Origin of the sequence: Magnetospirillum sp. SS-4, assembly GCF_902729425.1 — a bacterium.
Classification (GTDB): Bacteria; Pseudomonadota; Alphaproteobacteria; order Rhodospirillales; family Magnetospirillaceae; genus Phaeospirillum.
Map to the genome: position 1 here is coordinate 67,943 of NZ_CACVCH010000002.1, position 24,850 is coordinate 92,792.

Annotated in this window: 24 protein-coding genes; 18 read left to right on the forward strand and 6 right to left on the reverse strand. The window is 65.7% G+C overall.

All coding sequences use genetic code 11. The features are described 5' to 3' along the window. Positions 1 to 5: 5 nt before the first annotated feature. Positions 6 to 434 (forward strand): DUF411 domain-containing protein, encoded by a 429-nt coding sequence (locus MTBSS4_RS02460; protein ID WP_254432344.1) that lies wholly within the window; start codon positions 6 to 8, stop codon positions 432 to 434. Here MTBSS4_RS02460 and MTBSS4_RS02465 read toward each other — a convergent pair. Next, positions 428 to 1,891, reverse strand: a complete 1,464-nt coding sequence (locus tag MTBSS4_RS02465; RefSeq protein ID WP_173981807.1) for an adenylate/guanylate cyclase domain-containing protein — start codon at positions 1,889 to 1,891, stop codon at positions 428 to 430. The two genes, MTBSS4_RS02460 and MTBSS4_RS02465, sit on opposite strands and share 7 nt — an antisense overlap. A gap of 143 nt (positions 1,892 to 2,034) precedes the next feature. Between MTBSS4_RS02465 and MTBSS4_RS02470 the strand changes: the two genes are divergently transcribed. The 3 genes from MTBSS4_RS02470 to MTBSS4_RS02480 all read left to right on the forward strand — a co-directional run bounded on the left by MTBSS4_RS02470 (position 2,035) and on the right by MTBSS4_RS02480 (position 4,029). Then, on the forward strand, positions 2,035 to 2,973 hold the full coding sequence (locus tag MTBSS4_RS02470; RefSeq protein WP_173981808.1) for a radical SAM protein: 939 nt from the start codon (positions 2,035 to 2,037) through the stop codon (positions 2,971 to 2,973). Positions 2,974 to 3,037: 64 nt separating this feature from the next. Further along, the gene (locus tag MTBSS4_RS02475; protein WP_217425483.1) at positions 3,038 to 3,589 is read left to right on the forward strand and encodes a carboxymuconolactone decarboxylase family protein; all 552 of its coding nucleotides are present in this window, start codon (positions 3,038 to 3,040) and stop codon (positions 3,587 to 3,589) included. Positions 3,590 to 3,792: 203 nt separating this feature from the next. Continuing rightward, entirely contained in the window at positions 3,793 to 4,029 is a 237-nt protein-coding gene (locus MTBSS4_RS02480; RefSeq protein WP_173981809.1) for a hypothetical protein, read from the forward strand. Positions 4,030 to 4,153: 124 nt separating this feature from the next. On the opposite strand, the gene MTBSS4_RS02485 is transcribed toward MTBSS4_RS02480, so the two are convergent. Together MTBSS4_RS02485 and mamU are read right to left on the reverse strand one after the other, a co-directional pair. Next, positions 4,154 to 4,951: a metallophosphoesterase gene (locus MTBSS4_RS02485; RefSeq protein ID WP_173981810.1), complete on the reverse strand. Its 798-nt coding sequence runs from the start codon at positions 4,949 to 4,951 to the stop codon at positions 4,154 to 4,156. Further along, positions 4,948 to 5,856 (reverse strand): lipid kinase MamU, encoded by a 909-nt coding sequence (gene mamU, locus MTBSS4_RS02490; RefSeq protein ID WP_173981811.1) that lies wholly within the window; start codon positions 5,854 to 5,856, stop codon positions 4,948 to 4,950. Before mamU ends, MTBSS4_RS02485 begins: the two co-directional genes overlap by 4 nt. A gap of 148 nt (positions 5,857 to 6,004) precedes the next feature. On the opposite strand from mamU, the gene MTBSS4_RS02495 reads away from it, so the two are divergent. The 14 genes from MTBSS4_RS02495 to dnaE all read left to right on the forward strand — a co-directional run bounded on the left by MTBSS4_RS02495 (position 6,005) and on the right by dnaE (position 22,478). Continuing rightward, on the forward strand, positions 6,005 to 8,152 hold the full coding sequence (locus MTBSS4_RS02495; protein WP_173981812.1) for a bifunctional (p)ppGpp synthetase/guanosine-3',5'-bis(diphosphate) 3'-pyrophosphohydrolase: 2,148 nt from the start codon (positions 6,005 to 6,007) through the stop codon (positions 8,150 to 8,152). Positions 8,153 to 8,206: 54 nt separating this feature from the next. Then, on the forward strand, positions 8,207 to 8,530 hold the full coding sequence (locus MTBSS4_RS02500; protein ID WP_173981813.1) for a hypothetical protein: 324 nt from the start codon (positions 8,207 to 8,209) through the stop codon (positions 8,528 to 8,530). A 1-nt stretch (position 8,531) separates the two neighbouring features. After that, entirely contained in the window at positions 8,532 to 9,263 is a 732-nt protein-coding gene (locus MTBSS4_RS02505; RefSeq protein ID WP_173981814.1) for a pyridoxine 5'-phosphate synthase, read from the forward strand. Beyond that, positions 9,260 to 9,664 carry a holo-ACP synthase gene (acpS, locus tag MTBSS4_RS02510; RefSeq protein ID WP_173981815.1) on the forward strand — a complete coding sequence of 135 codons (405 nt, stop codon included), beginning with the start codon at positions 9,260 to 9,262 and terminating at the stop codon, positions 9,662 to 9,664. The genes MTBSS4_RS02505 and acpS overlap by 4 nt, the downstream gene beginning before the upstream one ends. 109 nt (positions 9,665 to 9,773) lie before the next feature. Further along, positions 9,774 to 10,532: a triose-phosphate isomerase gene (gene tpiA, locus MTBSS4_RS02515; protein WP_173981816.1), complete on the forward strand. Its 759-nt coding sequence runs from the start codon at positions 9,774 to 9,776 to the stop codon at positions 10,530 to 10,532. A gap of 159 nt (positions 10,533 to 10,691) precedes the next feature. Further along, positions 10,692 to 11,018, forward strand: coding sequence for a preprotein translocase subunit SecG (secG, locus tag MTBSS4_RS02520; RefSeq protein WP_173981817.1), 327 nt, complete (start codon positions 10,692 to 10,694; stop codon positions 11,016 to 11,018). A 93-nt stretch (positions 11,019 to 11,111) separates the two neighbouring features. Further along, a complete protein-coding gene (locus MTBSS4_RS02525) occupies positions 11,112 to 12,737 on the forward strand; it encodes a CTP synthase (protein WP_173981818.1) in 1,626 nt (541 codons plus the stop codon). 8 nt (positions 12,738 to 12,745) lie between these two features. Continuing rightward, positions 12,746 to 13,594, forward strand: coding sequence for a 3-deoxy-8-phosphooctulonate synthase (gene kdsA, locus MTBSS4_RS02530; RefSeq protein ID WP_173981819.1), 849 nt, complete (start codon positions 12,746 to 12,748; stop codon positions 13,592 to 13,594). Positions 13,595 to 13,616: 22 nt separating this feature from the next. After that, positions 13,617 to 14,894, forward strand: coding sequence for a phosphopyruvate hydratase (gene eno / locus MTBSS4_RS02535; protein WP_173981820.1), 1,278 nt, complete (start codon positions 13,617 to 13,619; stop codon positions 14,892 to 14,894). Between the two features lie 80 nt (positions 14,895 to 14,974). Beyond that, complete coding sequence (proS, locus tag MTBSS4_RS02540) at positions 14,975 to 16,264, forward strand: proline--tRNA ligase (RefSeq protein WP_173981821.1); 1,290 nt, start codon at positions 14,975 to 14,977, stop codon at positions 16,262 to 16,264. 125 nt (positions 16,265 to 16,389) lie between these two features. Continuing rightward, complete coding sequence (locus MTBSS4_RS02545) at positions 16,390 to 17,634, forward strand: lipoprotein-releasing ABC transporter permease subunit (RefSeq protein ID WP_173981822.1); 1,245 nt, start codon at positions 16,390 to 16,392, stop codon at positions 17,632 to 17,634. 7 nt (positions 17,635 to 17,641) lie between these two features. Continuing rightward, positions 17,642 to 18,313, forward strand: a complete 672-nt coding sequence (locus tag MTBSS4_RS02550) for an ABC transporter ATP-binding protein (protein WP_254432345.1) — start codon at positions 17,642 to 17,644, stop codon at positions 18,311 to 18,313. A 69-nt stretch (positions 18,314 to 18,382) separates the two neighbouring features. Beyond that, positions 18,383 to 18,937: a transposase gene (locus MTBSS4_RS02555; RefSeq protein ID WP_173981824.1), complete on the forward strand. Its 555-nt coding sequence runs from the start codon at positions 18,383 to 18,385 to the stop codon at positions 18,935 to 18,937. Positions 18,938 to 19,013: 76 nt separating this feature from the next. Then, the gene (gene dnaE, locus MTBSS4_RS02560; RefSeq protein WP_173981825.1) at positions 19,014 to 22,478 is read left to right on the forward strand and encodes a DNA polymerase III subunit alpha; all 3,465 of its coding nucleotides are present in this window, start codon (positions 19,014 to 19,016) and stop codon (positions 22,476 to 22,478) included. On the opposite strand, the gene MTBSS4_RS02565 is transcribed toward dnaE, so the two are convergent. From MTBSS4_RS02565 to MTBSS4_RS02575, 3 genes are read right to left on the reverse strand one after another with little or no spacing between them, the layout of a single operon-like run. Continuing rightward, positions 22,479 to 22,814, reverse strand: coding sequence for an ATPase inhibitor subunit zeta (locus MTBSS4_RS02565; RefSeq protein ID WP_173981826.1), 336 nt, complete (start codon positions 22,812 to 22,814; stop codon positions 22,479 to 22,481). Continuing rightward, positions 22,815 to 23,462: a DsbA family oxidoreductase gene (locus tag MTBSS4_RS02570; RefSeq protein ID WP_173981827.1), complete on the reverse strand. Its 648-nt coding sequence runs from the start codon at positions 23,460 to 23,462 to the stop codon at positions 22,815 to 22,817. 5 nt (positions 23,463 to 23,467) lie between these two features. Continuing rightward, positions 23,468 to 24,775, reverse strand: a complete 1,308-nt coding sequence (locus MTBSS4_RS02575; protein WP_173981828.1) for a diguanylate cyclase — start codon at positions 24,773 to 24,775, stop codon at positions 23,468 to 23,470. Positions 24,776 to 24,850 lie beyond the last annotated feature (75 nt).

Consider the following 24,850-nt stretch of genomic DNA (forward strand, 5'->3'; position numbering starts at 1 on the left):
GTTTCATGAAACTCATGCTTCCGCTTGTCCTTGCCGCGATGGCGGGATTGGCGTCACCGGTGGTGGCGGGGGACAAGGACGTCACCGTCTGGAAATCGCCCACCTGCGGCTGCTGCACCGGCTGGGCCGAATACCTTCAGCACAACGGCTATTCGGTCAGGCAGATCGACGTCGACGATCTGGACGCGGTGAAGAAGGCCCACGGCGTGCCGGCGGCGATGGAATCCTGCCATACCGCCCGCATCGGCGGCTATGTGGTCGAGGGGCATGTGCCGGTCGAGGCCATCGACAAGCTGCTGAAGGAACGCCCCAAGGTGCGTGGAATCGCCTCTCCCGGCATGCCCATGGGCTCGCCCGGCATGAGCGGCCCCAAGGAGGAGAATGTCATCCATACCTTCGGTGCCGACGGCACCAGGGTCTACGGCCGCTATTGAGCCGGCATCAGCGGAGAAAAGGCCTCGACCTCCTCCGACACCCCCTTGAGACGGATGCTTCCTTGGGGCGCCAGGGGTACCAATCCGTCCAGCCGGGCGGCGGCGGCGGCGCTCATCAGGATCGGCGGGCGCGGGGCCCGCGCCTGGGCCTCCAGCCGGGCCGCCAGGTTGACGGCGTTGCCGATGACGGTGAATTCCAGCCGGTCGGGGCTGCCCAGCAATCCCGCCACCACCTCGCCCACATGCAGGCCGATGCCGTTGGTAAGCCGGCAGGCTTCGGGCCGGTCCCGGTTGAAGCGGCCGAGGCGCACCTGCATGTCCTGGGCGCAGCGCACCGCCGCCAGGGTATGGCCGGGCTCGCCGCCCAGGCCGAACACCGCCATCACGGCGTCGCCGATGAATTTGTCGACCATGCCGCCGTGGGAATGGACGGCGGCCACCATCTCGGCGAAATAGCCGTTCAGCAGGGCGATCAGCTGTTCCGGCTCCATGGATTCGGCCAGGGGGGTGAAGCCGCGCAGATCGGCCATCAGCACGGTCACCTCGATGCGGCGGCCCTCCAGATGGATTCCGGCGCCGCCGTCATGGCTGAACTGGTCGATGACATGAGCGGCGACGGTGGGGTCGACGAAGCGGCCGAAGGCGTCCCTGATGCGTTCGCGCAACGCCAGTCCGGCGGCCATCTCGTTTATGCCGCCCGCCACCAGTCCCAGCTCGTCGGGGCGCGAGGCGTCCACCCGTACCTCGGTGAACCGGCCGTTCCGAACATTTCCCAGGCCGGCGACAATGGCTTGGCAGTCCTGCTTCAGCGCCCTGCCGTAGCGCCAGGACATATAAAGCGCGGCGGCGATGAAGCAGGCCCCCAGGAATCCCACCTCGACGGCGACGCCGGGATGGGCGTAGCCCTCGTAGACCATGCGGATTCCCATCAGCACCATGACCAGGGTGGGAACCACGCTCACCACCAGGAAGCCCTCGGTCAGGCGGCGCGAGATATGCTCGACGGTGGCGGCGGCGGTTTCGGTGTGAAAGCTACGGAAATGGGTCTCCATGGCGACGAATTCCACCTGCGCCAGGATGCCGGCGCCCAAGGCCCAGTAGCCGGCCAGCAGCTTGGCATGGCTGGCCGCCGGAAAATCGGGGTAGATGACGGCATGGGTGACCACCGCCGCGCCACCCATGATCAGCCAGCCGATCACCGACAGGTGAAACCCGTGGCGGGCGACGCTTTCCCGCTTCCATGGCCTGGGAAAGGCGCGCAGCAGCGCTTCCCGCAAGACGACGTGCAGCAGGGACAGCGCCAGCAGAACCAGCGCCACCCGCTGGAACGGCACGGTGGCGATGAAGGGACAGACCGACTTGGCGTAGATGGCGAGAAAGACCGTCGTCGCCACGACGCCCAGGTGAAGGCGAAATCTCAGGGATGGTCCCAGCCCGTCCAGTGTGGTTCCGCCCATGCCGGCCTCCGCCATTTTGCCGTCATTGTCCCATTCGGTCCGCAGTTTTCCGAGGTTACAGTGAAAACACGAAAAGGCCGTGAAACTTTTTCCGTTTACCGCACGAATGGGCAATGACCATGGCACAGAACCGAGGCCTCCCGATGCGGGCGGAACAGGGCGTTTCGGCAAAATTTCGCGATCCGGAGTGGACGGCGGGCGGCGACAGGCGCGCCGCGGTCCCGCTGAGCGGGCTGGAGACGTTGTGGTTCAACACCGGCACCTTGTGCAACCTTGCCTGCCGGGACTGCTACATCGAATCCGGGCCACGCAACGACCGGTTGGCCTATCTGCGGCGCGATGAGGCGCGACGTTTCCTCGACGAGGCGGGGAGGAATCACCCGGAACTGGCCGAGATCGGCTTCACCGGCGGCGAACCCTTCATGAATCCCGATATCCTGGGAATGCTGGAGGACGCGCTGGCGACCGGCCGGCGGACGCTGGTGCTGACCAACGCCATGAAACCCATGCAGCGCCTGAAGGCGCCGCTGCTGGCGCTGAACCGGCGCTTTCCCGGAATGCTGACCCTGCGGGTGTCGGTTGACCACCATGCCCAGGCCCGGCACGAGGAATTGCGCGGTCAAGGTTCCTGGCGGTCGATGATGGAAGGGCTGGCCTGGCTGGTCGACAACGATTTCACAATAGCCATCGCCGGCCGCCGGCGCTGGGGCGAGACGGAGGAGGCCATCCGCGACGGCTATGGCGTCTTGTTCGACCGGCTGGGCCTGCGGCGGCAAGGGGGCGATCTGGTGCTGTTCCCCGAGATGGACCCGGAAGCCGAGGTTCCCGAGATCAGCGAGCGTTGCTGGGGGATTCTCGGCAAGCGGCCGGATTCGGTGATGTGCGCCACCTCGCGCATGGTGGTCCGGCGCAAGGAGGCCGACCGTCCGGTGGTGCTGTCCTGCACCCTGCTGGCTTACGATCCGCAGTTCGAGATGGGGGCCACCCTGGCCGAGGTGGCGCGGCCGGTCAGTCTCAACCATCGGTTCTGCGCCGAGTTCTGCGTGCTGGGCGGCGCGTCCTGCGGTGGCGGGGGACATTGATGCGCCGCCGCCTTCGCGTCTCGGTTTCCGGCGTCCTCGCCCGCATCCGTCCGGACAGGGGGGCATGATGCGACCGGTGAGCGCCAAGCCGCTGAATCGTTACCCGTGGTGGATACGCCTATTCTTTCTGAAGCAGCGCCGCACCTACGGCAAGGTGCTGGACCCCGCCCTGCTGTGGGGGCGCTCACCCTGGGTGTTCGGCGCCGTCGCGCTGCTGTACGGCGCCCTGGACCGGAAATCCTCGCCGGTGGAGCCGCCGTTGCGTTCGCTGCTGACGGTGCGGGTGTCGCAGATCAACCACTGCGCCTTCTGCGTCGACATCAACTCGGCCACCATGCTGAAGCGCGGCATATCGGAAGACAAGCTGGCGGCCCTGGCGAACTGGCGGGATTCGCCGCTGTTTTCCGAGCGGGAACGAGCGGCGCTGGACTATGCCGAGGCGGTGACCGTCACCGATGGCGTGGTCACCGAGGCGATGCGCGCCGCGCTTGGCCGCCATTGGGACGAGGACGGCATCGTCGAGCTGACCGGCCTGATCGCCTTCCAGAACCTGTCGTCCAAGTTCAACGCCGCCCTGGACGTGCCGCCGCAGGGATTCTGCGTGATGCCGAAATAGGCTGACCGCGCTAAGTGCTAAGGGACCGCCGGTCCCTCGCGCCCGCAAGAGAAAACCAGCGGGACCGAGTTGCCCCTTCGGGGCTACCCGCACCACTCCCTTGGTTTTCCCTTGCGGTTGCTACCCCCCCTGCTCTCGGTGAGGGCCAAGGTTGCAGCGCAGGGCTGCAACCTGATATCATCAAGAGTAGAGGAGCCGAAACCATGAGTGCTTCAGCCATTTTAAAGCTTCAATCGGTAGGGTTTTCGAAGGAGCAAGTCGAAGCTCTCGCCGATTTCATGGACACCCAAGCCGCCAGCAAGGCCGATATTCTGACGACGGAAGCAAAGTTGTACAGTGCCATTGCCGACGCCAAGATTGACATCATCAAATGGGTTGTCGGTATGGGGCTTGCCCAAGTCGGTCTGGTTTTCGCGGCGCTTAAGATTTTCGTTCACTGATTCCTTCGACAACCATCAGCCGGGGCGCCAGGCGCCCCGGTTTTTTTCGTGGGCGTTGGCAGGAGATCGCGAAGTTTGCGATTTGCCCGTTGACGTGCGGTGCTCCAGCCGGCTTCATCCCGCCTCATGGCGGAAACACATGGGATGGCCGGGGAACCATCCGCCACGTTCCGGTTCGCTTCTCGAACCAGTGATGGCGGACGGTGTGGAACGCCTCGCCGCCCCAGCCCTGGACGCCGACCTCCATGTGGCCGCCGTCGAGGCGCACCAGGCAATAGCCGTTGGCGTCCTCGCGCAGGCGGGTCGAACAGGCGGTGGACGCCTGGACCAGCACCAGCGATCCGCCGTGAACCCCGTTGATCAGTTCCACATGGGCGTGGTGGACGTGGCCGGCCAGGACCAGGTCGACGTCATGCTCCACCAGGGTTTCGTAAGGGTGGCCGGCACGGGCGCTGGCGGGGGGGTGGTGCAGGAACACCACCTTGGCCGCGCCGTCGGGGGATTCGGCCAACATGGCCTCGAGGTGGTCGAGATGGGTTCCCTTCAGGGCGCCGGATTTCCAGCGCAGGCTCCGGGTGCTGTCGAGCCCGACCACCGTCACCTCGCCGTCGTTCCAGACCGGACTTTCGTCATGGTCGGGCAGGCTGCGGTGGAATTTGGCGCGTGGCCGGAAAATGCGGGCCAGCGGCCGGTAAAGCGGCGAAAGGTCGTGATTGCCAGGCACCACCAGCGACGGCGCGGGCAGCCGTTCCAGGAAGGCCCTGGCCTCGGCGAACTGGCGGGTCCGGGCCCGCTGGGTCAGATCGCCCGAGATGATCACCAGATCGGGACGGTGGCGGTGCAGGTCGGCCAGCAGGGCGTCGACCACCCTGGCCTCGGTCCGGCCGAAATGCAGGTCGGACAGGTGGGCCAGGACCCTCATGACCGGTCCTGGCCACGCCGGGGCATCAGCACCGACAGGGCCTTTGGGCGCGCCTTGAACACCAGCGGCGAGTTCATCACCGTCACCTCGCCGTCCAGCGACACCATCATCCGGTGCTTGCGGCTGGTGACCCTGACCTCCTTGGCGGTGAAGGTCTGGATCAGGCCGCTGTGCCGCCAGCGGCCGATCATCGCCTCCAGCATCAGCAGCAGCAGCGACAGCCGGCCCGAGCAGGCGGCGACATGGATCGCCAGATGGCCGGCATCCAGGGTTTCCCGCGACAGCGGCAGCGGCTCTTCCTTCCAGGAATTGTTGGTGATGAACAGCATGGGGGTGGTGACCGCCCGCGGGCCGTCCTTCAGTTCCAGGGTGACGTCGATCATGGGATAGCGGCGAAAGGCCCGCAACGCCGCCAGCGCCATGGCCGGCCACTTCTTCATTCCGTCGCGCTGGAGGTGGTCGCGCCGCCGCACCGTCCAGGGATGCATGCCGAGCGAGGCCCAGATGGCGAAGGGCAGTCCGTTGACCTCGGCCAGGTCGATCAGGGCCGGCTGGGCCTGCGCCAGGGTGCGGGCGGCCTCGATGGGGTCTGGGGGCAGGCCGAGGTCGCGGGCGAACAGGTTCAGCGTCCCCAGCGGCAGGATGCCCAGCGGCTTCTCGCGTCCCAGCCCGGCCAGGATGGCGGTGAGCAGGGTGCCGTCGCCGCCGCCGATCACCGTGCCGTCCAGGTCCTGGCGCCCGGCCAGGGTGGAGACGGTCCGGGCAAGGTCGCGCCGGCCGACCAGATGGGGCTCGACCGCATGGCCGGCCTCGGCCAGCACCTGGGCGATGGTGGCGACGGTCGTGTCCAGCGGCAGCCTGCGGAAGCTGCCCGCCGAACGATTGATGACGAGGGCGAGGCGCATTCCCTGACAGCATCGCGGATGGCGACTTATGTCAAGAGAGACGATAAATGAACGTGGCCGGTGACGGTTTCCTCTTTTCCTCCGGCGTCCGGCCGTACACATTATGGGGACGGCGGCCAAGGTGGCGCCGGTTGAGGGCACATATGGCATGATGCGCCAATTCGAACTGGTCGAGCGTGTCAAGTCCTACGATCCGGGGGCGGACGAGGACGCCATCAACCGCGCCTATGTCTTCGCTATGAAGATGCACGGCTCGCAGTTGCGGGCCTCGGGCGATCCCTATTTCTCGCATCCCATCGAGGTCGCGGGCATCCTGACCAAGTACCGGCTCGATTCCGCCTCCATCATCACCGCCTTGCTGCACGACACCATCGAGGACACCCCCGCCACCCTGGAGGATATCGAGAAGCTGTTCGGGCGCGAGATCGGGCGGCTGGTGGACGGCGTCACCAAGCTGAACCGGATCGAGCTGCAATCCGACCACGCCAAGCAGGCCGAGAACCTGCGCAAGCTGGTTCTGGCCATGAGCGAGGACATCCGTGTCTTGCTGGTCAAGCTGGCGGACCGCATGCACAACATGCGCACGCTCCACTACATCAAGAACCCCGACAAGCGCCGCCGCATCGCCATGGAGACCATGGAGATTTACGCGCCGCTGGCCGAACGCATCGGCATGCAGGGCATCAAGATGGAGCTGGAGGATCTGGCCTTCGCCGAGCTGCATCCAGACGCCAGGGCATCCATCGTGGCGCGGCTGTCCTTCCTGCGCGAGCAGGGCGGCGACCTGATCAGCCGCATCCTGGAGGAACTGCGCAACATCCTGGGCGAGGCCGGCATCACCGCCACCGTGTCGGGGCGCGAGAAGACGCCTTATTCCATCTGGCAGAAGATGCAGCGCAAGAATGTCGGCTTCGAGCAACTGTCCGACATCATGGCGTTCCGGGTCGCCGTGGGTGGAATCGAGGACTGCTATCGGGCCCTGGGCGTCATCCATTCCCGCTATCCCATGGTGCCGAACCGCTTCAAGGACTACATCTCGACGCCCAAGCCCAACGGCTACCGCTCGCTCCATACCGGGGTGTTCGGGCCGGAGCGCCACCGCATCGAGGTACAGATCCGCACCACCGAGATGCATGAGGTGGCCGAACTGGGCGTCGCCGCCCACTGGAAATACAAGGCCGATTCCGGCAACCTCACCGATGGTCGCCAGTACCGCTGGCTGCGCGAACTGCTCGACATCCTGGAGCATGCCTCGAACCCCGAGGAATTCCTGGAGCACACCAAGCTGGAGATGTTCTCCGACCAGGTGTTCTGCTTCACGCCCAAGGGCGACCTGATCTCGCTGCCGCGCGGCGCCTGCCCGGTGGACTTTGCCTATGCCGTCCATTCGCAGGTGGGCGACACTTGCGTCGGCGCCAAGGTCAACGGCCGCATCATGCCGCTTCGGACCCAGCTCCAGAACGGCGATCAGGTCGACATCATCACCTCGAAGGCCCAGACCCCGAACCCCACCTGGGAACGGTTCGTTGTCACCGGCAAGGCCCGCGCCCGCGTCCGCCGCTTCATCCGCACCCAGCAGCGGGCCCAGTACACCGAACTGGGCCGCGCCATCCTGGTGCGCGCCTTCCGCCAGGAAAGCTACGACTTCACAGAGAAGGCGCTGGAAGGGGTGCTGCGCATCTTCAAGGCCCCCGGCGTCGAGGATCTGCTGGCCATGGTGGGCGAGGGGACCCTGACCGCCCGCGAGGTGGTCTCGTCGGTGTTCCCCGAGTTGAAGGCCCAGCGGCCCGACAACGTGGTGGCGTTGAAGGCCCGCGCCAAGGCCTCGTCCGACAAGAAGGACAAGGGCGGGGCCGTTCCCATCAAGGGCCTGATTCCCGGCATGGCCATGCACTTCGCCGGCTGCTGCCATCCGCTGCCCGGCGACCGCATCGTCGGCATCGTCGCCACCGGGCGCGGCGTCACCATCCACACCATCGACTGCGAGAACCTGGAACAGTTTGCCGACCAGCCGGAACGCTGGCTCGATCTGGCCTGGGACGATGCCGATTCCGCCGCCCATGTCGGCCGCATCGACCTGGTCGTGGCCAACGAACCCGGCGCGTTCGGCGCCATCTCCACCGTGATCGCCAAGAACATGGGCAACATCACCAATCTGAAGATCACCAACCGCACCACCGATTTCTTCGAGATGATCATCGATATCGAGGTGCGCGACGTGAAGCACCTCACCAACGTCATCGCCGCGCTCCGCGCCACTCCGGCCATCAATTCGGTGGATCGGGCGCGCAACTGAGACTAAAGGTTGCCCGCCCCGTCCTCTTTCATCTGGTTTCCAAGGAGCTTCAGCATGACGGCTTTTCGCCTCCTTTCCGCCGGCGCCTTTTTCGCTCTGGCACTGACTTCGCAAGCCCTTGCCCAGGCCCCCGGCGCGGCGCCGTCGTGGTCGGCGCCTGCGGAAGCAGCCAAGGCGGCTACCGAAATGCCGAAGATGGCCGGCAGCGGTGGCATCTGCACGCCCGGTAATCTGATCGAGGCCTTCTCCGAAGGCGGCTGGTATCCGGCGGTGGTGCTCGATCCGCTGCGCGATGGCCGTTGCTTCGTTCATTACGAGAATTATGGCGACGACGACGACGAGGCGTTGAAGCCCAAGCATATCCGGGCGCGCCGCTGACATGGTCCGTCGTCTTCGTCTCGGCGTGAACGTCGATCACGTCGCCACCATCCGCAACGCCCGTGGCGGACGCCATCCCGACCCGGTCAGGGCCGCCCACATGGCTGCCGCCGCCGGGGCCGACGGAATCACCGCCCATCTGCGCGAGGATCGCCGCCATATCTCGGATCGCGACATGGAGCGGCTTGCCAGCGAGATCGCCCTGCCGCTCAATTTCGAGATGGCGGCCACCGACGAGATGGTGGGAATCGCGCTCCGCCACCGGCCGCATGCGGCCTGCATCGTGCCCGAGCGCCGCGAGGAGCGCACTACCGAGGGGGGATTGGACGTGGCGGGCAATCTGGCGACGCTGACGCCCATGGTCGGCCGACTGGCGGACGCCGGCATCCGGGTCTCCATGTTCATCGAGGCCGATCCGCGCCAGCTCGACGCCGCCCGCGCCGTCGGGGCGCCAGTGGTGGAGCTTCACACCGGAGCCTATTGCGAAGCCGAGGGCGAGGCCCGCCTTCGCGAACTGGCGCGGATCGCCGCCGCCGCCGCCCATGCCGAGGCCATCGGCCTGGAATGCCATGCCGGGCACGGCCTGGCATTCGATACAGTGAAGCCGGTGGCGGCCATTCCGACCATCGTCGAGCTGAATATCGGGCATTTCCTGGTGGGCGAGGCCATCTTCATCGGTCTGGAGGCCTCGATCCGCCGCATGCGCCAACTGATGGACGAGGTGCGGGCGTGATCCTGGGGCTGGGCAGCGACCTCATCGACATCCGTCGCATCGAAAAGACGCTGGAACGGTTCGGCGAGCGCTTCATCGACCGGGTGTTCACTCCGGTCGAGCGGGCCAAGGCCGAGCGCCGCACCGAAACCATGCGCGCCGCCACCTACGCCAAGCGCTACGCCGCCAAGGAAGCCGCCGCCAAGGCGCTGGGCACCGGTTTTCGCGAGGGAGTGTTCTGGCGCGACATCGGCGTGGTCAACACCACCAACGGCCGCCCAACCCTGGCCCTGACCGGCGGCGCCGCCGCCCGCCTGGCCCTGCTGTTGCCCGCCGGCATGACCGCCCGCATCGATCTCACCATGACCGACGAATACCCCATGGCCGAGGCGGTGGTGATCATCTCGGCGATTCCGGGCTGACGGCATCGCCTTGTTGCCTCCGTTCCGGGGGGAGCGGCAACCGAAACGGTTCCGCCGGCCGCGTTCCGATGGTATATGGCACGGATCATTTCGGCAGGGGAGACGCCACATGACCGCACGACGCAAGCTGATCGCCGGCAACTGGAAAATGAATGGCCTGAAGTCCGATGGACTGGCCCTGGCCCGGGGCATCGCCGACAGGCTGAAGGCCGGGCCGGCGCCGGCCTGCGACCTGCTGGTCTGTCCGCCCACCACCCTGGTCGCGCTGGTCGCCGAGGCGGTCAGCGGGTCGGGGCTGGCGGTCGGCGGCCAGGACTGCCATGCCAAGGCCGGCGGCGCCCATACCGGCGACACCGCCGCCGCCGCCCTGGCCGATCTTGGCTGCCGTCACGTCATTGTCGGCCATTCCGAGCGCCGCACCGACCACGCCGAGACCGATGCGGTGGTCAAGGCCAAGGCCGAGGCCGCCCTGGCCGCCGGCTTGATCGCCATCGTCTGCATCGGCGAAACCCTGGCCCAGCGCGACGAGGGCCGGACCATCGAGGTCAACCGCTCGCAACTGCTGAACTCGCTGCCTGACGGCGCCACCCCCGACAATGCCGTCATCGCCTACGAGCCGGTCTGGGCCATCGGCACCGGCCGCGTCGCCACCCCGGCCCAGGCGCAGGAGGTGCATGCCGCCATCCGCGCAGCGCTGGCGGAACGGCTGGGCAGTGACGCCGCCGGCCGGATGCGCATTCTCTACGGGGGCTCCATGAAGCCGGACAATGCGCTGGAATTGCTGGCTTTGCCCGACGTGGACGGTGGCCTGATCGGCGGCGCCAGCCTCAAGGTCGCGGATTTCTGGGCCATCGCCGAAAGCTGCTGACCGCGGAGGCGGTCTTGAGGATTAAGCGGCGGCGGATGGAACTTTAGACTAGCCATCCTCCGCCACCGGGTCTAAAAACGCCTCAACATTCCTTGTCCAAATCCGTATGCGCCGCCAAAGGGGGGCGCGTGCGGATTATCAATTTCCGGTGATCATTCCATGGACGTCTTTCCGATCATTCTCGCCATTCACCTGATCGTCGCCATCGCCCTGGTCGGCGTCATCCTGCTGCAACGGAGCGAGGGCGGGGCGCTCGGCATCGGCGGCGGCGCCGGCGGCGGCCTGATGACTGGCCGCGCGGCCGGCAACCTGCTGACCCGCACCACCGCCATCCTGGCGGGAACGTTCTTCGTGACCAGTCTGGTGCTGGCGCTGATCGCCAACAACCGGACCGGCGGCTCCTCGCCGTTCGAGAAGATCAACGACTTGGCCCCGGTGACCGCTCCGGCCGAGCCGGCCGGGCCCAGCGCGCCGATCTCGCGCTAGGCATCGGCGACTGACGGAATGGAACCGGGCCGCCCGTTCGCGGCGGGGCCGGTTTCAAGGTTTGGGATACCGACAATCGAGGGCGAAGGCCAGATGACGCGATTCATCTTCATCACCGGCGGCGTGGTTTCCTCTCTCGGCAAGGGGCTGGCGTCGGCGGCGCTGGGGGCGCTGTTGCAGGCGCGTGGCTTCAAGGTGCGGCTCAGGAAGCTCGACCCCTATCTCAATGTCGATCCCGGCACCATGAGCCCGTATCAGCACGGCGAGGTCTACGTCACCGACGACGGGGCCGAGACCGACCTGGACCTGGGGCATTACGAGCGCTTCACCGGCGTCGCCTCGCGCAAGAGCGACAACATCACCACCGGGCGCATCTATTCCAATGTCATCGCCAAGGAACGGCGCGGCGACTACCTGGGCGCCACCGTCCAGGTGATTCCGCACGTCACCGACGCCATCAAGGAATTCGTGAAAAGCGACCTCACCGACGAGGATTTCTGCCTGTGCGAGATCGGCGGAACCGTCGGCGACATCGAGAGCCTGCCGTTCCTGGAGGCCATCCGCCAACTGGGCAACGAACTGGGCCGCGAGAAGGTGATGTTCGTGCACCTGACCCTGGTGCCCTACATCCCCTCGGCCGGCGAGCTGAAGACCAAGCCGACCCAGCATTCGGTCAAGGAACTGCTGTCGGTGGGCATCCAGCCCGACATGCTGATGTGCCGCTGCGACCGCGAGATTCCCGAAAGCGAGCGCCGCAAGATCGCCCTGTTCTGCAACGTCGCCTCGGACGCGGTGATCGCCGCCCTGGACGTGGACACCATCTATCAGGTGCCGATCAGCTATCACGAGCAGGGGATGGACGCGGTGGTGTGCCGTCACTTCCATCTTGACGCCCCCATGCCCGACCTGAAGCGCTGGCGGACCATCGTCGAGCGCATCCGCCAGCCGGAAGGCGAGGTCACCATCGCCGTGGTCGGCAAGTACACCAGCCTGCTGGACAGCTATAAATCCCTGGCCGAGGCGCTGCATCACGGCGGCATCGCCAACAACGTCAGGGTCCGCCTCAACTGGATCGACAGCCAGATCTTCGAGCAGGGCGACGTGGTCCTGCATCTGGAACCCTGTCACGGCATCCTGGTTCCGGGTGGCTTCGGCGAGCGCGGCGCCTTCGGCAAGGTCGAGGCGGTCAAGTTCGCCCGCGAACGCGGCGTTCCTTATTTCGGCATCTGCTTCGGCATGCAGATGGCGGTGATCGAGGCGGCCCGCAATCTGGCCGACATCAAGGACGCCAGTTCCACCGAGTTCGGCCCCTGCGACAATCCCGTGGTCGGCCTGATGACCGAGTGGATGAAGGGCAACATGCTGGAAAAGCGCTCGGCCAGCGGCGACCTCGGCGGTTCGATGCGTCTTGGCGCCTATGACTGCGACCTGAAGCCGGGATCGCGGGTACGCGAGATTTACGGCATCGACCGCATCAGTGAGCGCCACCGCCACCGTTTCGAGGTCAACCTGGACTACAAGGTCCGGCTGGAAAAGACCGGCCTGTCGTTCTCGGGCCTGTCGCCGGACGGCATCCTGCCCGAGATCGTCGAATTCCCAGACCACCCCTGGTTCGTCGGCGTTCAGTTCCATCCCGAGCTGAAGTCGAAGCCGTTCGACCCGCATCCGCTGTTCACCAGCTTTATCGCCGCGGCGGTGCGTCAATCCCGATTGGTGTGAGGTCGTTCATGACCACCCGTCATCACGTCGCCGTTACCGATCACCTCATCCTCGGCAACGATCTGCCGCTGGTGCTGATCGCCGGCCCCTGCCAGATCGAAAGCCGCGACCACGCCATCGAATGCGCCGGCGCGCTGAAGGAGATGGCCCAAGCCGCCGGCATCGGCTTGATCTTCAAGTCGTCATTCGACAAAGCCAACCGCACCAGCCTCAAGGGCCGGCGCGGCATCGGCCTGGACAAGGCCCTGCCCATCTTCGCCGAGATCAGGGGCGGCCTGGGCCTGCCGGTGCTGACCGACGTCCATACCGAGGAACAATGCGCCATCGCCGCCAAGGCGGTGGACGTCATCCAGATTCCCGCCTTCCTGTGCCGCCAGACCGACCTGCTGATCGCCGCCGGCCGTTCGGGCGCGGTGGTCAACGTCAAGAAGGGCCAGTTCCTGGCGCCGTGGGACATGGCCAATGTCGCCGCCAAGATCGAGAGCACCGGCAATTCCCGCGTTCTCCTGACCGAGCGCGGCGCCAGCTTCGGCTACAACACCCTGGTCACCGACATGCGTGGCCTGCCCATCATGGCCCAGACCGGCTGGCCGGTGATCATGGACGCCACCCACGCGGTGCAGTCGCCGGGCGGCCAGGGCAGTGCCTCGGGCGGCGACCGCCGCATGGCGCCCGTTCTCGCCAGGGCCGCCGTCGCCATCGGCGTGGCCGGCGTGTTCGTCGAATGCCACCCCGATCCCGACAAAGCGCCGTCCGACGGTCCCAACATGATCCGCATGGCCGACATGCCGGCGCTGATCGAGGTCCTGACCAAGCTCGACGCCACTGCCAAATGCCATCCCATTTCCATAGACTGATCCGTTCCAGGGGAGAGTTCCGATGACCGCCATTATCGATATTCACGCCCGCGAGATTCTCGATTCGCGCGGCAATCCCACCGTCGAGGTGGACGTGGTGCTGGAGACCGGCGTGTTCGGCCGCGCCGCGGTGCCGTCGGGTGCCTCGACCGGCGTGCACGAGGCCTGCGAGCTGCGTGACGGCGACAAGTCGCGCTATCTCGGCAAGGGCGTGCAGAAGGCGGTGGAATCGGTCAACGGCGAGATCTACGACGCCCTGTCCGGCATGGACGTCGAGGATCAGGTGGTCCTCGACAAGACCATGATCGACCTGGACGGCACCGCCAACAAGAGCCGCCTGGGCGCAAACGCCATCCTGGGCGTGTCGCTGGCGGCCGCCAAGGCGGCGGCCGAGGAATCCGGCCTGCCGCTGTACCGCTATGTGGGCGGCGCCTTCGCCTCGACCCTGCCGGTGCCGATGATGAACATCATCAACGGCGGCGCCCATGCCGACAATCCCATCGACATCCAGGAATTCATGATCATGCCGGTGGGCGCCGCCACCTGCGCCGATTCGATCCGCATGGGCGCCGAGGTATTCCATGCGCTGAAGAAGACCCTGAAGGACGCCGGCCACAACACCAATGTCGGCGACGAGGGCGGCTTCGCCCCCAACCTGAAGAGTGCCGAGATGGCGCTGGACTTCATCATGAAGTCGATCGAGACCGCCGGCTACAAGCCGGGAGAGGACATCATGCTGGCACTGGACTGCGCCTCGTCCGAGTTCTTCAAGGGCGGAAAGTACGTCATGGAAGGCGCCAAGAAGACCTTCGACCAGAAGGGTCTGGTCAAGTTCTACGCCAAGCTGGTGGCTTCCTATCCCATCATCTCCATCGAGGACGGCTGCGCCGAGGACGACCTGGAGGGCTGGGCCATGCTGACCGACGCCCTGGGCGCCAAGGTGCAGCTGGTCGGCGACGACCTGTTCGTCACCAATCCCGAGCGCCTCGCCATGGGCATCGATACCGGGCTGGCCAATTCCATCCTGGTCAAGGTCAACCAGATCGGCACCCTGTCCGAGACCCTGGAGGCCGTCGACATGGCCCACAAGGCCGGCTACACCGCCGTCATGAGCCACCGTTCCGGCGAGACCGAGGATTCCACCATCGCCGATCTGGCCGTCGCCACCAATTGCGGCCAGATCAAGACCGGCTCGCTGTCGCGCTCGGACCGCATCGCCAAGTACAACCAACTGATCCGCATCGAGGAACTGCTGGGCTCCGCCGCCCGCTATGCCGGCAGGAGCATTGCCCGGCGCTAGCCGCCGGGGGCGTTCGTCCGTGATCTTTCGGCCGGGAAGGCGATTTCCCGGCCACCCCTCTTGCCGCTGTCGAGGCCCCCATGCGTCGTTCCGCCTTTTTCCTGCCGACCCTGAAGGAGACTCCCTCCGAGGCCCAGATCGCCTCGCACCGCCTGATGCTGCGGGCGGGGATGGTCCGCCAGTCGGCCGCCGGCATCTATTCGTGGCTGCCGCTGGGCTGGAAGGTGCTGCGCAGGATCGAGCAGATCGTGCGCGAGGAACAGGACGCCGCCGGTGCCCAGGAACTGCTGATGCCCACCATCCAGTCGGCGGACATCTGGCGGGAAAGCGGCCGCTACGACGCCTACGGCAAGGAAATGCTGCGTATCAAGGATCGCCATGACCGCGAGATGCTGTTCGGCCCCACCAACGAGGAACTGATCACCCAGCTGTTCCGCGACAATGTGCGGTCGTATCGCGACCTGCCCAAGATCCTCTATCACATCCAGTGGAAGTTCCGCGACGAGGTGAGGCCCCGGTTCGGCGTCATGCGCGGGCGCGAGTTCCTGATGAAGGATTCTTATTCCTTCGATATGGATTATGAAGGTGCCAAAAGATCTTATGATGCTATGTTCACTGCGTATCTGAAGACGTTCAAGCGCATGGGCCTGACCGCCATTCCCATGCAGGCGGATTCGGGCGCCATCGGCGGCAACCTGACCCACGAGTTCCACGTCCTGGCCGAGACCGGCGAGAGCGGCGTGTTCTACGATGCCGCCTATGACGAACTGGCCGCCAAGGGCGAGATCGATCTGGAGGCGCTGAACCGTCTTTACGCAGCCACCGACGAGAAGCATGTTCCGGGCGGTCCCAACGTGCCGCCGCCCGAGCGTCTGCGGGAAGCCCGGGGCATCGAGGTCGGCCACATCTTCTATTTCGGCACCAAGTATTCCAAGGCCATGAACGCCCAGGTCCAGAACAAGGCCGGCGAGTCGGTGTTCCCCGAAATGGGGTCCTACGGCATCGGCGTTTCCCGCCTTGTCGGCGCCATAATCGAGGCCTATCACGACGACCGGGGCATCAAGTGGCCGGAGGCGGTGGCGCCGTTCAAGGTGGGACTGGTCAATCTCAAGACCGGCGATTCCCTGTGCGATACGATCTGCGAGGACCTGTACGGCAAGCTGGGCGCCGCCGGAATCGAGGTGCTGTACGACGACCGCGACGAGCGGGCCGGCGTCAAGTTCGCCGACATGGACCTGATTGGCCTGCCATGGCAGTTGGTAGCCGGTCCCAAGGGCCTCGCCCAGGGAATGGTGGAACTGAAGAGCCGCGCCACCGGCGAAAAGCACGAGATGTCGGTGGAATCGGCCCTGGCCCGGCTGATCGGTTAGGTTCCGCCCGGCGACTGAGGGACAAAAATACGGAGCGAGGCGACTAGGCCCAAGGGGCCGCGCCGCTCGTGCGGCGGAAGCCAAGCGAACGGAGTGAGCGCCCGGCGACTGAGGGACTGTTGAATATGATCTTCGACGCGTTCGAACGGATGGTGGCGTTCAGATATCTGCGGGCGCGGCGCAAGGAAGGATTCATCTCGGTGATCGCCGGCTTTTCCCTGGCCGGCATCGGTCTGGGCGTCGCCACCCTGATCGTGGTCATGGCGGTGATGAACGGGTTCCGCCATGAATTGCTGGGCCGCATCCTTGGCATCAATGGCCATATCGGCATCTACGGCAATGGCGGGCCGCTGGCCGATTTCGACCCGCTGGCCCAGGCGATCCGGGGGATTCCCGGCGTCACTCGCGTCATTCCCACCGCCGAGGGCCAGGTGTTCGCCACCTCGGCCAATGGCGGAACCGGGGCGATCGTGCGCGGCGTGCGCCCCGACGACATGCTGAGCCGCCCCATCTTCCAGAAGAATTTCCGGGGCAAGCCCGAGGACTTCCGGGGCGATGATTCCGTCATCGTCGGCTACCGGCTGGCGGAGAAACTGGGATTGCGCATCGGCGACACCATTTCGCTGATCTCGCCCAAGGGCAACGCCACCGCCTTCGGCACCGTGCCGCGCATGCGCGGATACCGCATCGCCGGCACCTTCAATATCGGCATGTTCGAATACGATTCCGGCTTCGTCTTCATGCCGCTGGAGGCGGCGCAGACATATTTCCGCCTGCCCGATTCGGTGACCCAGATCGAGGTGTTCGTAGAGAACCCCGACATGGTTCCCGAGACCCGCAAGGCTATCAACGATCTCACCGGCGGAACGGTGCGCATCTATGACTGGCAGCAGGCCAACGCCAATTTCTTCAACGCCATCCAGGTGGAACGCAACGTCATGTTCCTGATCCTGACCCTGATCATCCTGGTGGCGGCGTTCAACATCATCTCCAGCCTGATCATGCTGGTGAAGGACAAGGGGCGCGACATCGCCGTCCTGCGCACCATGGGCGCGACCCGGGGCATGATCATGCGCATCTTCTTCCTGTCGGGGGCTTCGGTCGGCGTGGTGGGAACGGTGTTCGGCACCGCGCTCGGCGTGTGGTTCGCTACCCATATCGAGCAGATCCGCCAGTTCATCCAGATGATCGTCGGCCGCGAGCTGTTCGCCGCCGAGATCTACTTCCTGACCCAGTTGCCGGCCCGGGTCGAGCCCGGCGAGGTGGTGACCGTGGTCCTGATGGCGCTGGGCTTGTCGTTCGCCGCCACCATCTATCCGTCGTGGCGGGCCGCTAACCTCGATCCGGTGGAGGCCCTTCGCTATGAATGACGGGGGGATGAACGACGGGCTTCGCCTGGAAAGCGTGCGGCGGGCCTTCAGGCAGGGCAAGGACACCCTGGAGGTGCTGTGCGGCGCCGACCTCGATATCCGGGCGGGCGAGATTGTCGCCCTGGTGGGGCCGTCGGGGGCCGGAAAGTCCACCTTGCTCCACATCGCCGGACTGCTGGAAAAGCCCGATGCCGGCGAGGTCCGGCTGGCCGGGCAGGCGGCGGGCGGGCTTTCGGAGCGGGAGCGCACCCGGCTGCGGCGGCTGCATCTCGGCTTCGTCTACCAGTATCATCACCTGCTGCCGGAATTCTCGGCGGTGGAAAACGTCATCCTGCCGCAGATGATCGCCGGCACCGCCCGGTCCAAGGCCCGCGACCGCGCCATGGACTTGCTGGGCCGCATGGGACTGGCCGAGCGGGCCGGGCACCGCCCCGGCCAGTTGTCGGGTGGCGAGCAGCAGCGCGTCGCCATCTGCCGCGCCCTGGCCAATGCCCCCCGCGTGCTGCTGGCCGACGAGCCCACCGGCAATCTCGATCCCCATACCGCCGATGGCGTGTTCCTGGAACTGGTGGCGCTGGTCAAGGGCTCGGGCGTCGCCGCCCTGATCGCCACCCACAATCCAGAACTGGCCAGCCGCATGGACCGGGTGGTTCGGCTGCAAGATGGATTGCTGGTGTAGGGGGAGGGGGCGTCCCGCCCATCTCAAATCGGAGCGCGGGCGTCCCGCCCGCAGGCAGAGTCCCCTTCCATGACCGAGTTCAAGGGCTGGACATCTCGCGGCTATCTCCCCCATTTCGACACCCCCGGTACTGTTCAGGCGGTAACGTTCCGTCTTGCCGACAGCCTTCCCACGGATGTGTTCGAGCGCATTCTGGCCGATCACCCGCCGACGGAACAGGTCGAGGCGGTGGAGATGCTTCTTGACGGAGGTCGGGGCGAATGCCTGCTGTGTCAGACGGTCAACGCCCGGATGGTGGAAGATGCTTTGCTCCATTTCGATGGAGACCGCTATCGTCTTCTGGCCTGGGTGATCATGCCCAATCACGTCCATGTGGTGGTTGAGCCCAACATTCCGCTGGCCGATCTGCTTCATAGCTGGAAATCATTCACGGCGAAGGCGATCAATACCGTGATGGGCAGAAGTGGTCGGGTCTGGCAGCCCGACTATTTCGATCGGTTCGTTCGGGATTCCCGGCACCTGGAACGGGTTATTCAGTATGTGGAGTTCAATCCGGTGACGGCCGGGTTGTGTCGGGCCCCCGCCGCCTGGCGTTGGGGAAGCGCCTATTGGCGGGACGGATGATGCATGCGGGCGGGACGCCCGCGCTCCGAGGTGGAGAGCGCGGGACAAGCACCGTGTTTCAAGGTAGTCTGCCCCCATGCCAGCCCACGCCGATTTCGTCCATCTTCGCGTCCACACCGCCTATTCCCTGTCGGAAGGCGCCATCAAGCTCAAGCAGCTGGTCAAGCTGTGCGAGAAGATGGCCATGCCGGCGGTGGCGATCTGCGACACCGGCAATCTGTTCGGGGCGCTGGAATTCTCGGTATCCTGCGCCGATGCCGGCATTCAGCCCATCATCGGGGTTCAGCTGGCCATTCGCCGCGAGGACGGCCCGCCCTCAAAGGACGGCCGCAAGCCCGAACCCGACTGGCTGGTGCTGCTGGCTCAGACCGAGGCCGGCTATCTCAACCTGCTGAAGCTGGTGTCGAAGGCCTTCCTGGAAACCGAATCCGGCGAGACGCCGCAGGTCACCCTGCACGATCTGGAGACCCGGTCCGACGGCCTGATCGTCCTGACCGGCGGCCCCAGGGGGCCGGTGGGCCGCCTGCTGGCCGACGGGCAGGCCGACAAGGCGGAAATCGTGCTGGTCCGGCTGGCCCAGGCCTTTCCCGGCCGCGCCTATGTGGAACTGATGCGCCACGACCTGGAGGTTGAGGACCGCATCGAGCCGGCGCTGATCGAGCTTGCCTACAGGCATGACCTGCCGCTGGTCGCCACCAACGAGCCGTTCTTCGCCGACCGGGGCATGTTCGAGGCCCATGACGCGCTGATCTGCATCGCCGAGGGGGCCTATGTGGCGCAGGACGAGCGCCGCCGCCTGACACCCGAGCATTATTTCAAGTCGCCGGCCGAGATGCGCGAGCTGTTCGCAGACCTGCCCGAGGCCTGCGACAACACCCTGACGATCGCCCGGCGCTGCGCCACCATGGTGGCCAAGCGAAAGCCGATCCTGCCGCCCTACCGCATGGATGGCCTGACCGAGGCCGAGGTGCTGCGCAACAAGACCCGCGAGGGATTGGAAAAGCGGCTGTGGAAGCACGTCTTCCAGCCCGGCATGACCGATGATCAGCGCGAACATGCCGCCAAGCCCTATCGCGAGCGGATCGAGTTCGAGCTGAACGTCATCGAGCAGATGGGCTTTCCCGGTTATTTCCTGATCGTGTCGGATTTCATCCAGTGGTCCAAGGCCCACGACATTCCGGTGGGACCGGGACGCGGCTCGGGCGCTGGTTCCGCGGTGGCCTGGGCGCTGACCATCACCGATCTCGACCCGCTGCGCTGGGGGCTGCTGTTCGAGCGGTTCCTCAACCCCGAGCGCGTCTCCATGCCGGACTTCGACATCGACTTCTGCCAGGACCGGCGGGAAGAGACCATTCGCTATGTTCAGGAGCGCTACGGCCACGACAAGGTCGCCCAGATCATCACCTTCGGAAAGTTGCAGGCGAGGGCGGTGCTGCGCGACGTCGGCCGGGTGCTTCAGATGCCGTACGGTCAGGTGGACCGGTTGTGCAAGATGGTTCCCAACAATCCGGCCAAGCCGGTCACCCTGGAAGAGGCGCTGGAGAGCGAGCCACTGTTCAAGGAGGTCAAGGAGAGGGACGAGGCGGTCTCGCACCTGATCGATCTGGCCATCAAGCTGGAGGGCCTCTACCGCCACGCCTCCACCCATGCCGCCGGCGTGGTGATCGGAGACCGGCCGCTGGACGAACTGGTGCCGCTGTACCGCGATCCCCGGTCCGACATGCCGGTGACTCAGTTCAATATGAAATGGGTGGAATCGGCCGGGCTGGTGAAGTTCGACTTCCTGGGGCTGAAAACCCTGACGGTGATGGAGACCGCCGTCAGGCACATCAAGAAAACCAAGGGGTTGTCGGTCGATCTTTCAGCGATACCTCTTGATGATCCCAAGTCCTACGAACTGCTGTCGCGGGGCGACGCGGCAGGCGTGTTCCAGTTGGAAAGTTCGGGGATGCGCGACGTGCTGCGCAAGATGGGGCCGAACCGGCTGGAAGACCTGATCGCGGTGGTGGCCTTGTACCGCCCCGGTCCCATGGATCAGATTCCACGCTACATCGCCTGCAAGCACGGCAAGGAAGAGCCGGACTACATGCATCCGCTGCTGGAGCCGATTCTGAAGGAGACCTTCGGGATCATGGTCTACCAGGAGCAGGTGATGCAGATCGCCCAGGTGCTGTCCGGCTATTCGCTGGGCGGCGCCGATCTGCTGCGCCGCGCCATGGGCAAGAAGATCAAGGAGGAGATGGAGGCCCAGCGCAAGACCTTCGTCGATGGCGCGGTGGCCAGGGGCGTCGACGGCGCCCAGGCGTCGATGATCTTCGACAAGGTGGCCAAGTTCGCCGAATACGGCTTCAACAAGTCGCACGCCGCCGCCTATGCCCTGATCGCCTACCAGACCGCCTGGCTGAAGGCCAATCATCCGGCCGAGTTCATGGCGGCGACCATGACCTATGAAATGGCCAATACCGACAAGCTCAATTCCTTCCGCCAGGAACTGGACCGCCTGGGGATCAGGCTGCTGCCGCCCGACATCAACGCCTCGCAGCCGACCTTCTCGGTGGAGGCGCTGCCCGATGGCGCCCAGGCGGTGCGCTATGCCCTGGCGGCGCTGAAGAACGTGGGCGAGGCGGCCATGACATCGCTGGTGGAGGAGCGCGAGCGCGGCGGCCGCTTCAAGGATGTGGGCGATTTCGCCGCCCGCATGGATGCCCGCGTCCTCAACCGCCGCCAGTTGGAAAACATGGTCAAGGCCGGGGTGTTCGACAGCATCGACAAGAACCGGGGACGCCTGTTCAAGAATGCCGATTCCCTGACCCGCTACGCCGCCCAGGCCGCCGAGGACCGGGCGTCGAGCCAGATGAGCCTGCTGGGCGGTTCCAATGCTCCGACCTTGAAGCTGGAGGCCGCTCCCGACTGGTCGCAGCACGAGAGGCTGAACCAGGAATTCGAGGCGGTGGGGTTCTATCTGTCGGCTCACCCGCTGGACGCCTATGCCAAGAGCATGAAGCGCCTGGGCGTGCTGAAATACGCCGAACTGAACCGTCATCTGCAATCGGGCGGCAAGGGCCGCGTCCGGCTGGCGGGATCGCTGCTGTCCAAGCAGGAACGGGTGTCGGCGCGTGGCTCGCGCTATGCCTTCCTGCAATTCTCGGATGCTTCCGGCATGTTCGAGGTCACCTGCTTCGCCGAGATTCTGGCGGTGTCGCGGGACCTGCTCGACGCCGGTGGGCCGCTGCTGATCGAGGTGGACGCCAAGCTGGAGGAAGATCAGATCAAGATGACCTGCCAGCGCGTCGCGTCGCTGGATCAGGAGGCGGCCAGGGCCGCCGCCGGCATCCGCATCGTCATCGAGGACGAAGGTCCGATCCGCGATCTTCAGGGCCTGATCGGCGGCGAGGCGAGGGGGCGCAATTCCATCGCCATCGTCGCCCGGGCCGGCGGGCGCGAGATCGAGCTTGGCCTTGGTGCCAAGATTGCCATCACGCCCAAATTCATGGGAGCGCTGCGCTCGATCCCCGGCATCGCCGAGGTCGAGGAAATCTGATCATTCCCGCCGTTCCAGCAAGGCCTGCTGTTCAAAGTCGGCGCAGACGTCGCGAATCTGCTGGGGCGAGAGGAAGACGCCGAATCCCATCAGGTCATTGCGGATCTTCAGCAGCAGGAAACCTTCCGCCGCCTTGGCCTGGACGCGGGCGAAATCGGCGTCCAGCAGAACCTTCAGATAGGTCTGGCTGTCCTCGTCGGTCAGGTCGCAGGCCCATTTGGCCAGCAATTGGTTGCGTCTGGCCCGAATCCAGAACGCCTCTTCGTTGCCGTGGACGAAGCCGGCCTGACTGGTGCTGCCCTTGGCGGCGAAGGTTTCGAGAAAGGTCGACGACATTCAACTGAACGCCGCTTCGGCTTCGCTCTCGCGGACGATGTCGATGAGGCGGAGCAGGATGTCGGGTTCCTGGGCGCCGGCCAGGGCATAGCTGCCGTCGATGATCAGGCACGGAACGCCGTTGACTCCCAGGCGGTGGGCGCGGGCATTGTCGTTCAGCACCGCCGCCACGTCCTCGTCCGACCGCAGATAGGCCCGCGTCGCCTCGGAATCCATCCCATGGCCGGCGGCGATATCGGCCAGGACGGTGTGATCTCCGATGTCGAGACCGTGGATGAAGTAGGCACGGTACAGCGCCTCCACCACTTCGCTCTCGCGGCTGACGGTGGCGGCGAGGCGAATCAGCCGGTGCGAGGCCAGGGTATTCGGGGTCCTGGTGATGGCGTCGAAGTCGAAAGCGATGCCTTCGGCCTGTCCGGCCGCCAGCACGGCGGCATGCACCCGCTGTACCCGTCCCGGTCCACCGAACTTGCGGTCGAGATAGACCTGTCGGTCGACGCCGTCGGCCGGCAGGTCGGGATTGAGCAGGAAAGGCCGCCACTGCACGGTGATTCTGGCATTGGGACGCTGGGCCAGGGCGCGTTCCAGCCGGCGCTTGCCCACATAGCACCACGGACAGACGGTATCGAAGACATACTCGATCCGCATTGCGGTCAGTCCAGCTTGGCCTGCGCCCTGGCCAGCAGGCTATCCATGCTGTCGTCGGGGCGGGCGTCGGTGCAGGCGACCTGAACCCAGACCTTGACCGGCTGATAAACCTCGCGCACCGCGAAATCGGTATAGGCGAGGACGCCGGCGATGCGGTGCATCACCACCTCGGCTTCCACCAGGGGGGTGTCGGGCAGCACCACGCAGAACTGGTTCTGGGCGTACAGGGCGCTCAAATCCTCGGCCCGCAGCAGGCCGCCGATCCATTGTCCCAATTGCTGGGCCAGATGTTCGGCGGCGTCGTCGCCGAAATGATCGCGGACCCCCTCGATATTGGGAATATAGAAGAAGACCACCGCCAGATGCCGGTGATGAGTGGTGGCCACGGCCAGCCGCTCGGTCAGGTATTTTTCGAGGAAGGCACGGTTGTAGGCGCCGGTCAGCGGATCGCGGCTGGCGTCCTTCAGGCTTTCGAACAGGGCGGCGCGGATGCTCCAGCGCAATTGCTGGCGCCGCACCATCGACAGCACCGACGCCCGCATGATCCCGGGGTCCATGGGGCGGTGCAGAACCCGGCTGACCCCGCGCCGATAGGGCTCGGTGGCCGAGGCCCCCTTGTCCATCAGCATCACCATGGGCAGGTTGAACAGGCGGGGATTGTTGCGGACCTGGGACGAGAACGCCAGCGACGGTTCGATATCGCTGTCGGCGGTGATGATGGCGGCATCGAAATTGCGCCGCTCCAGCAGGTTTTCCGCGTCATACAGGTTGACGCTGGAGATGACCTCGGCGGCGTCGCCCATGACGGCGCCAACGCCGTCGCGGTCATGGCCGACCACCAGGATGGATGGGCGGTTGCCCTCGGGGGCGGTGGCGCGGCTGCGGGCGCTGATGCCAAAGGCGGCGGCGGCGGCGGAACGCTGGCGCAACTCGGCGTGCATGGTGGCGAGGCGGATCAGCGGGCGCAGCCGGGCGAACATCTCGACGTCGTCATAGTCCCAGCACACCACGTCGTCGAGGCCGGCGACATAGGCGTCGGACGCCATGTCGGCGGAAATGCGGGTGACCAGCGCCACCATGGGAATGTCGGCGCATTGGGCATCCTGCCTCAGCGCGCCGCCGGTGACGATCGGGCTTTGTCCGGCGTCGCCGACCAGAATCAGGTCGGGATGTTCGGAGCGGGCGTGGCCGATGGCCTGCTCGGGCGTCTCGGCAACGACGGCGTGATAGCCGTTATGGGACAGCCGCGCCAGCAGCGGTCCGGTCCTGGCCGAATCCGCATCGATGAGAAGTACGTTTGCCAAGCGAATCATTCGGCACAGGCCTCGCGTGTCGGGAGCGCTGATTCAGCATAATACGTTTGGCGTCGGTTCATAAGGGGGAACTGG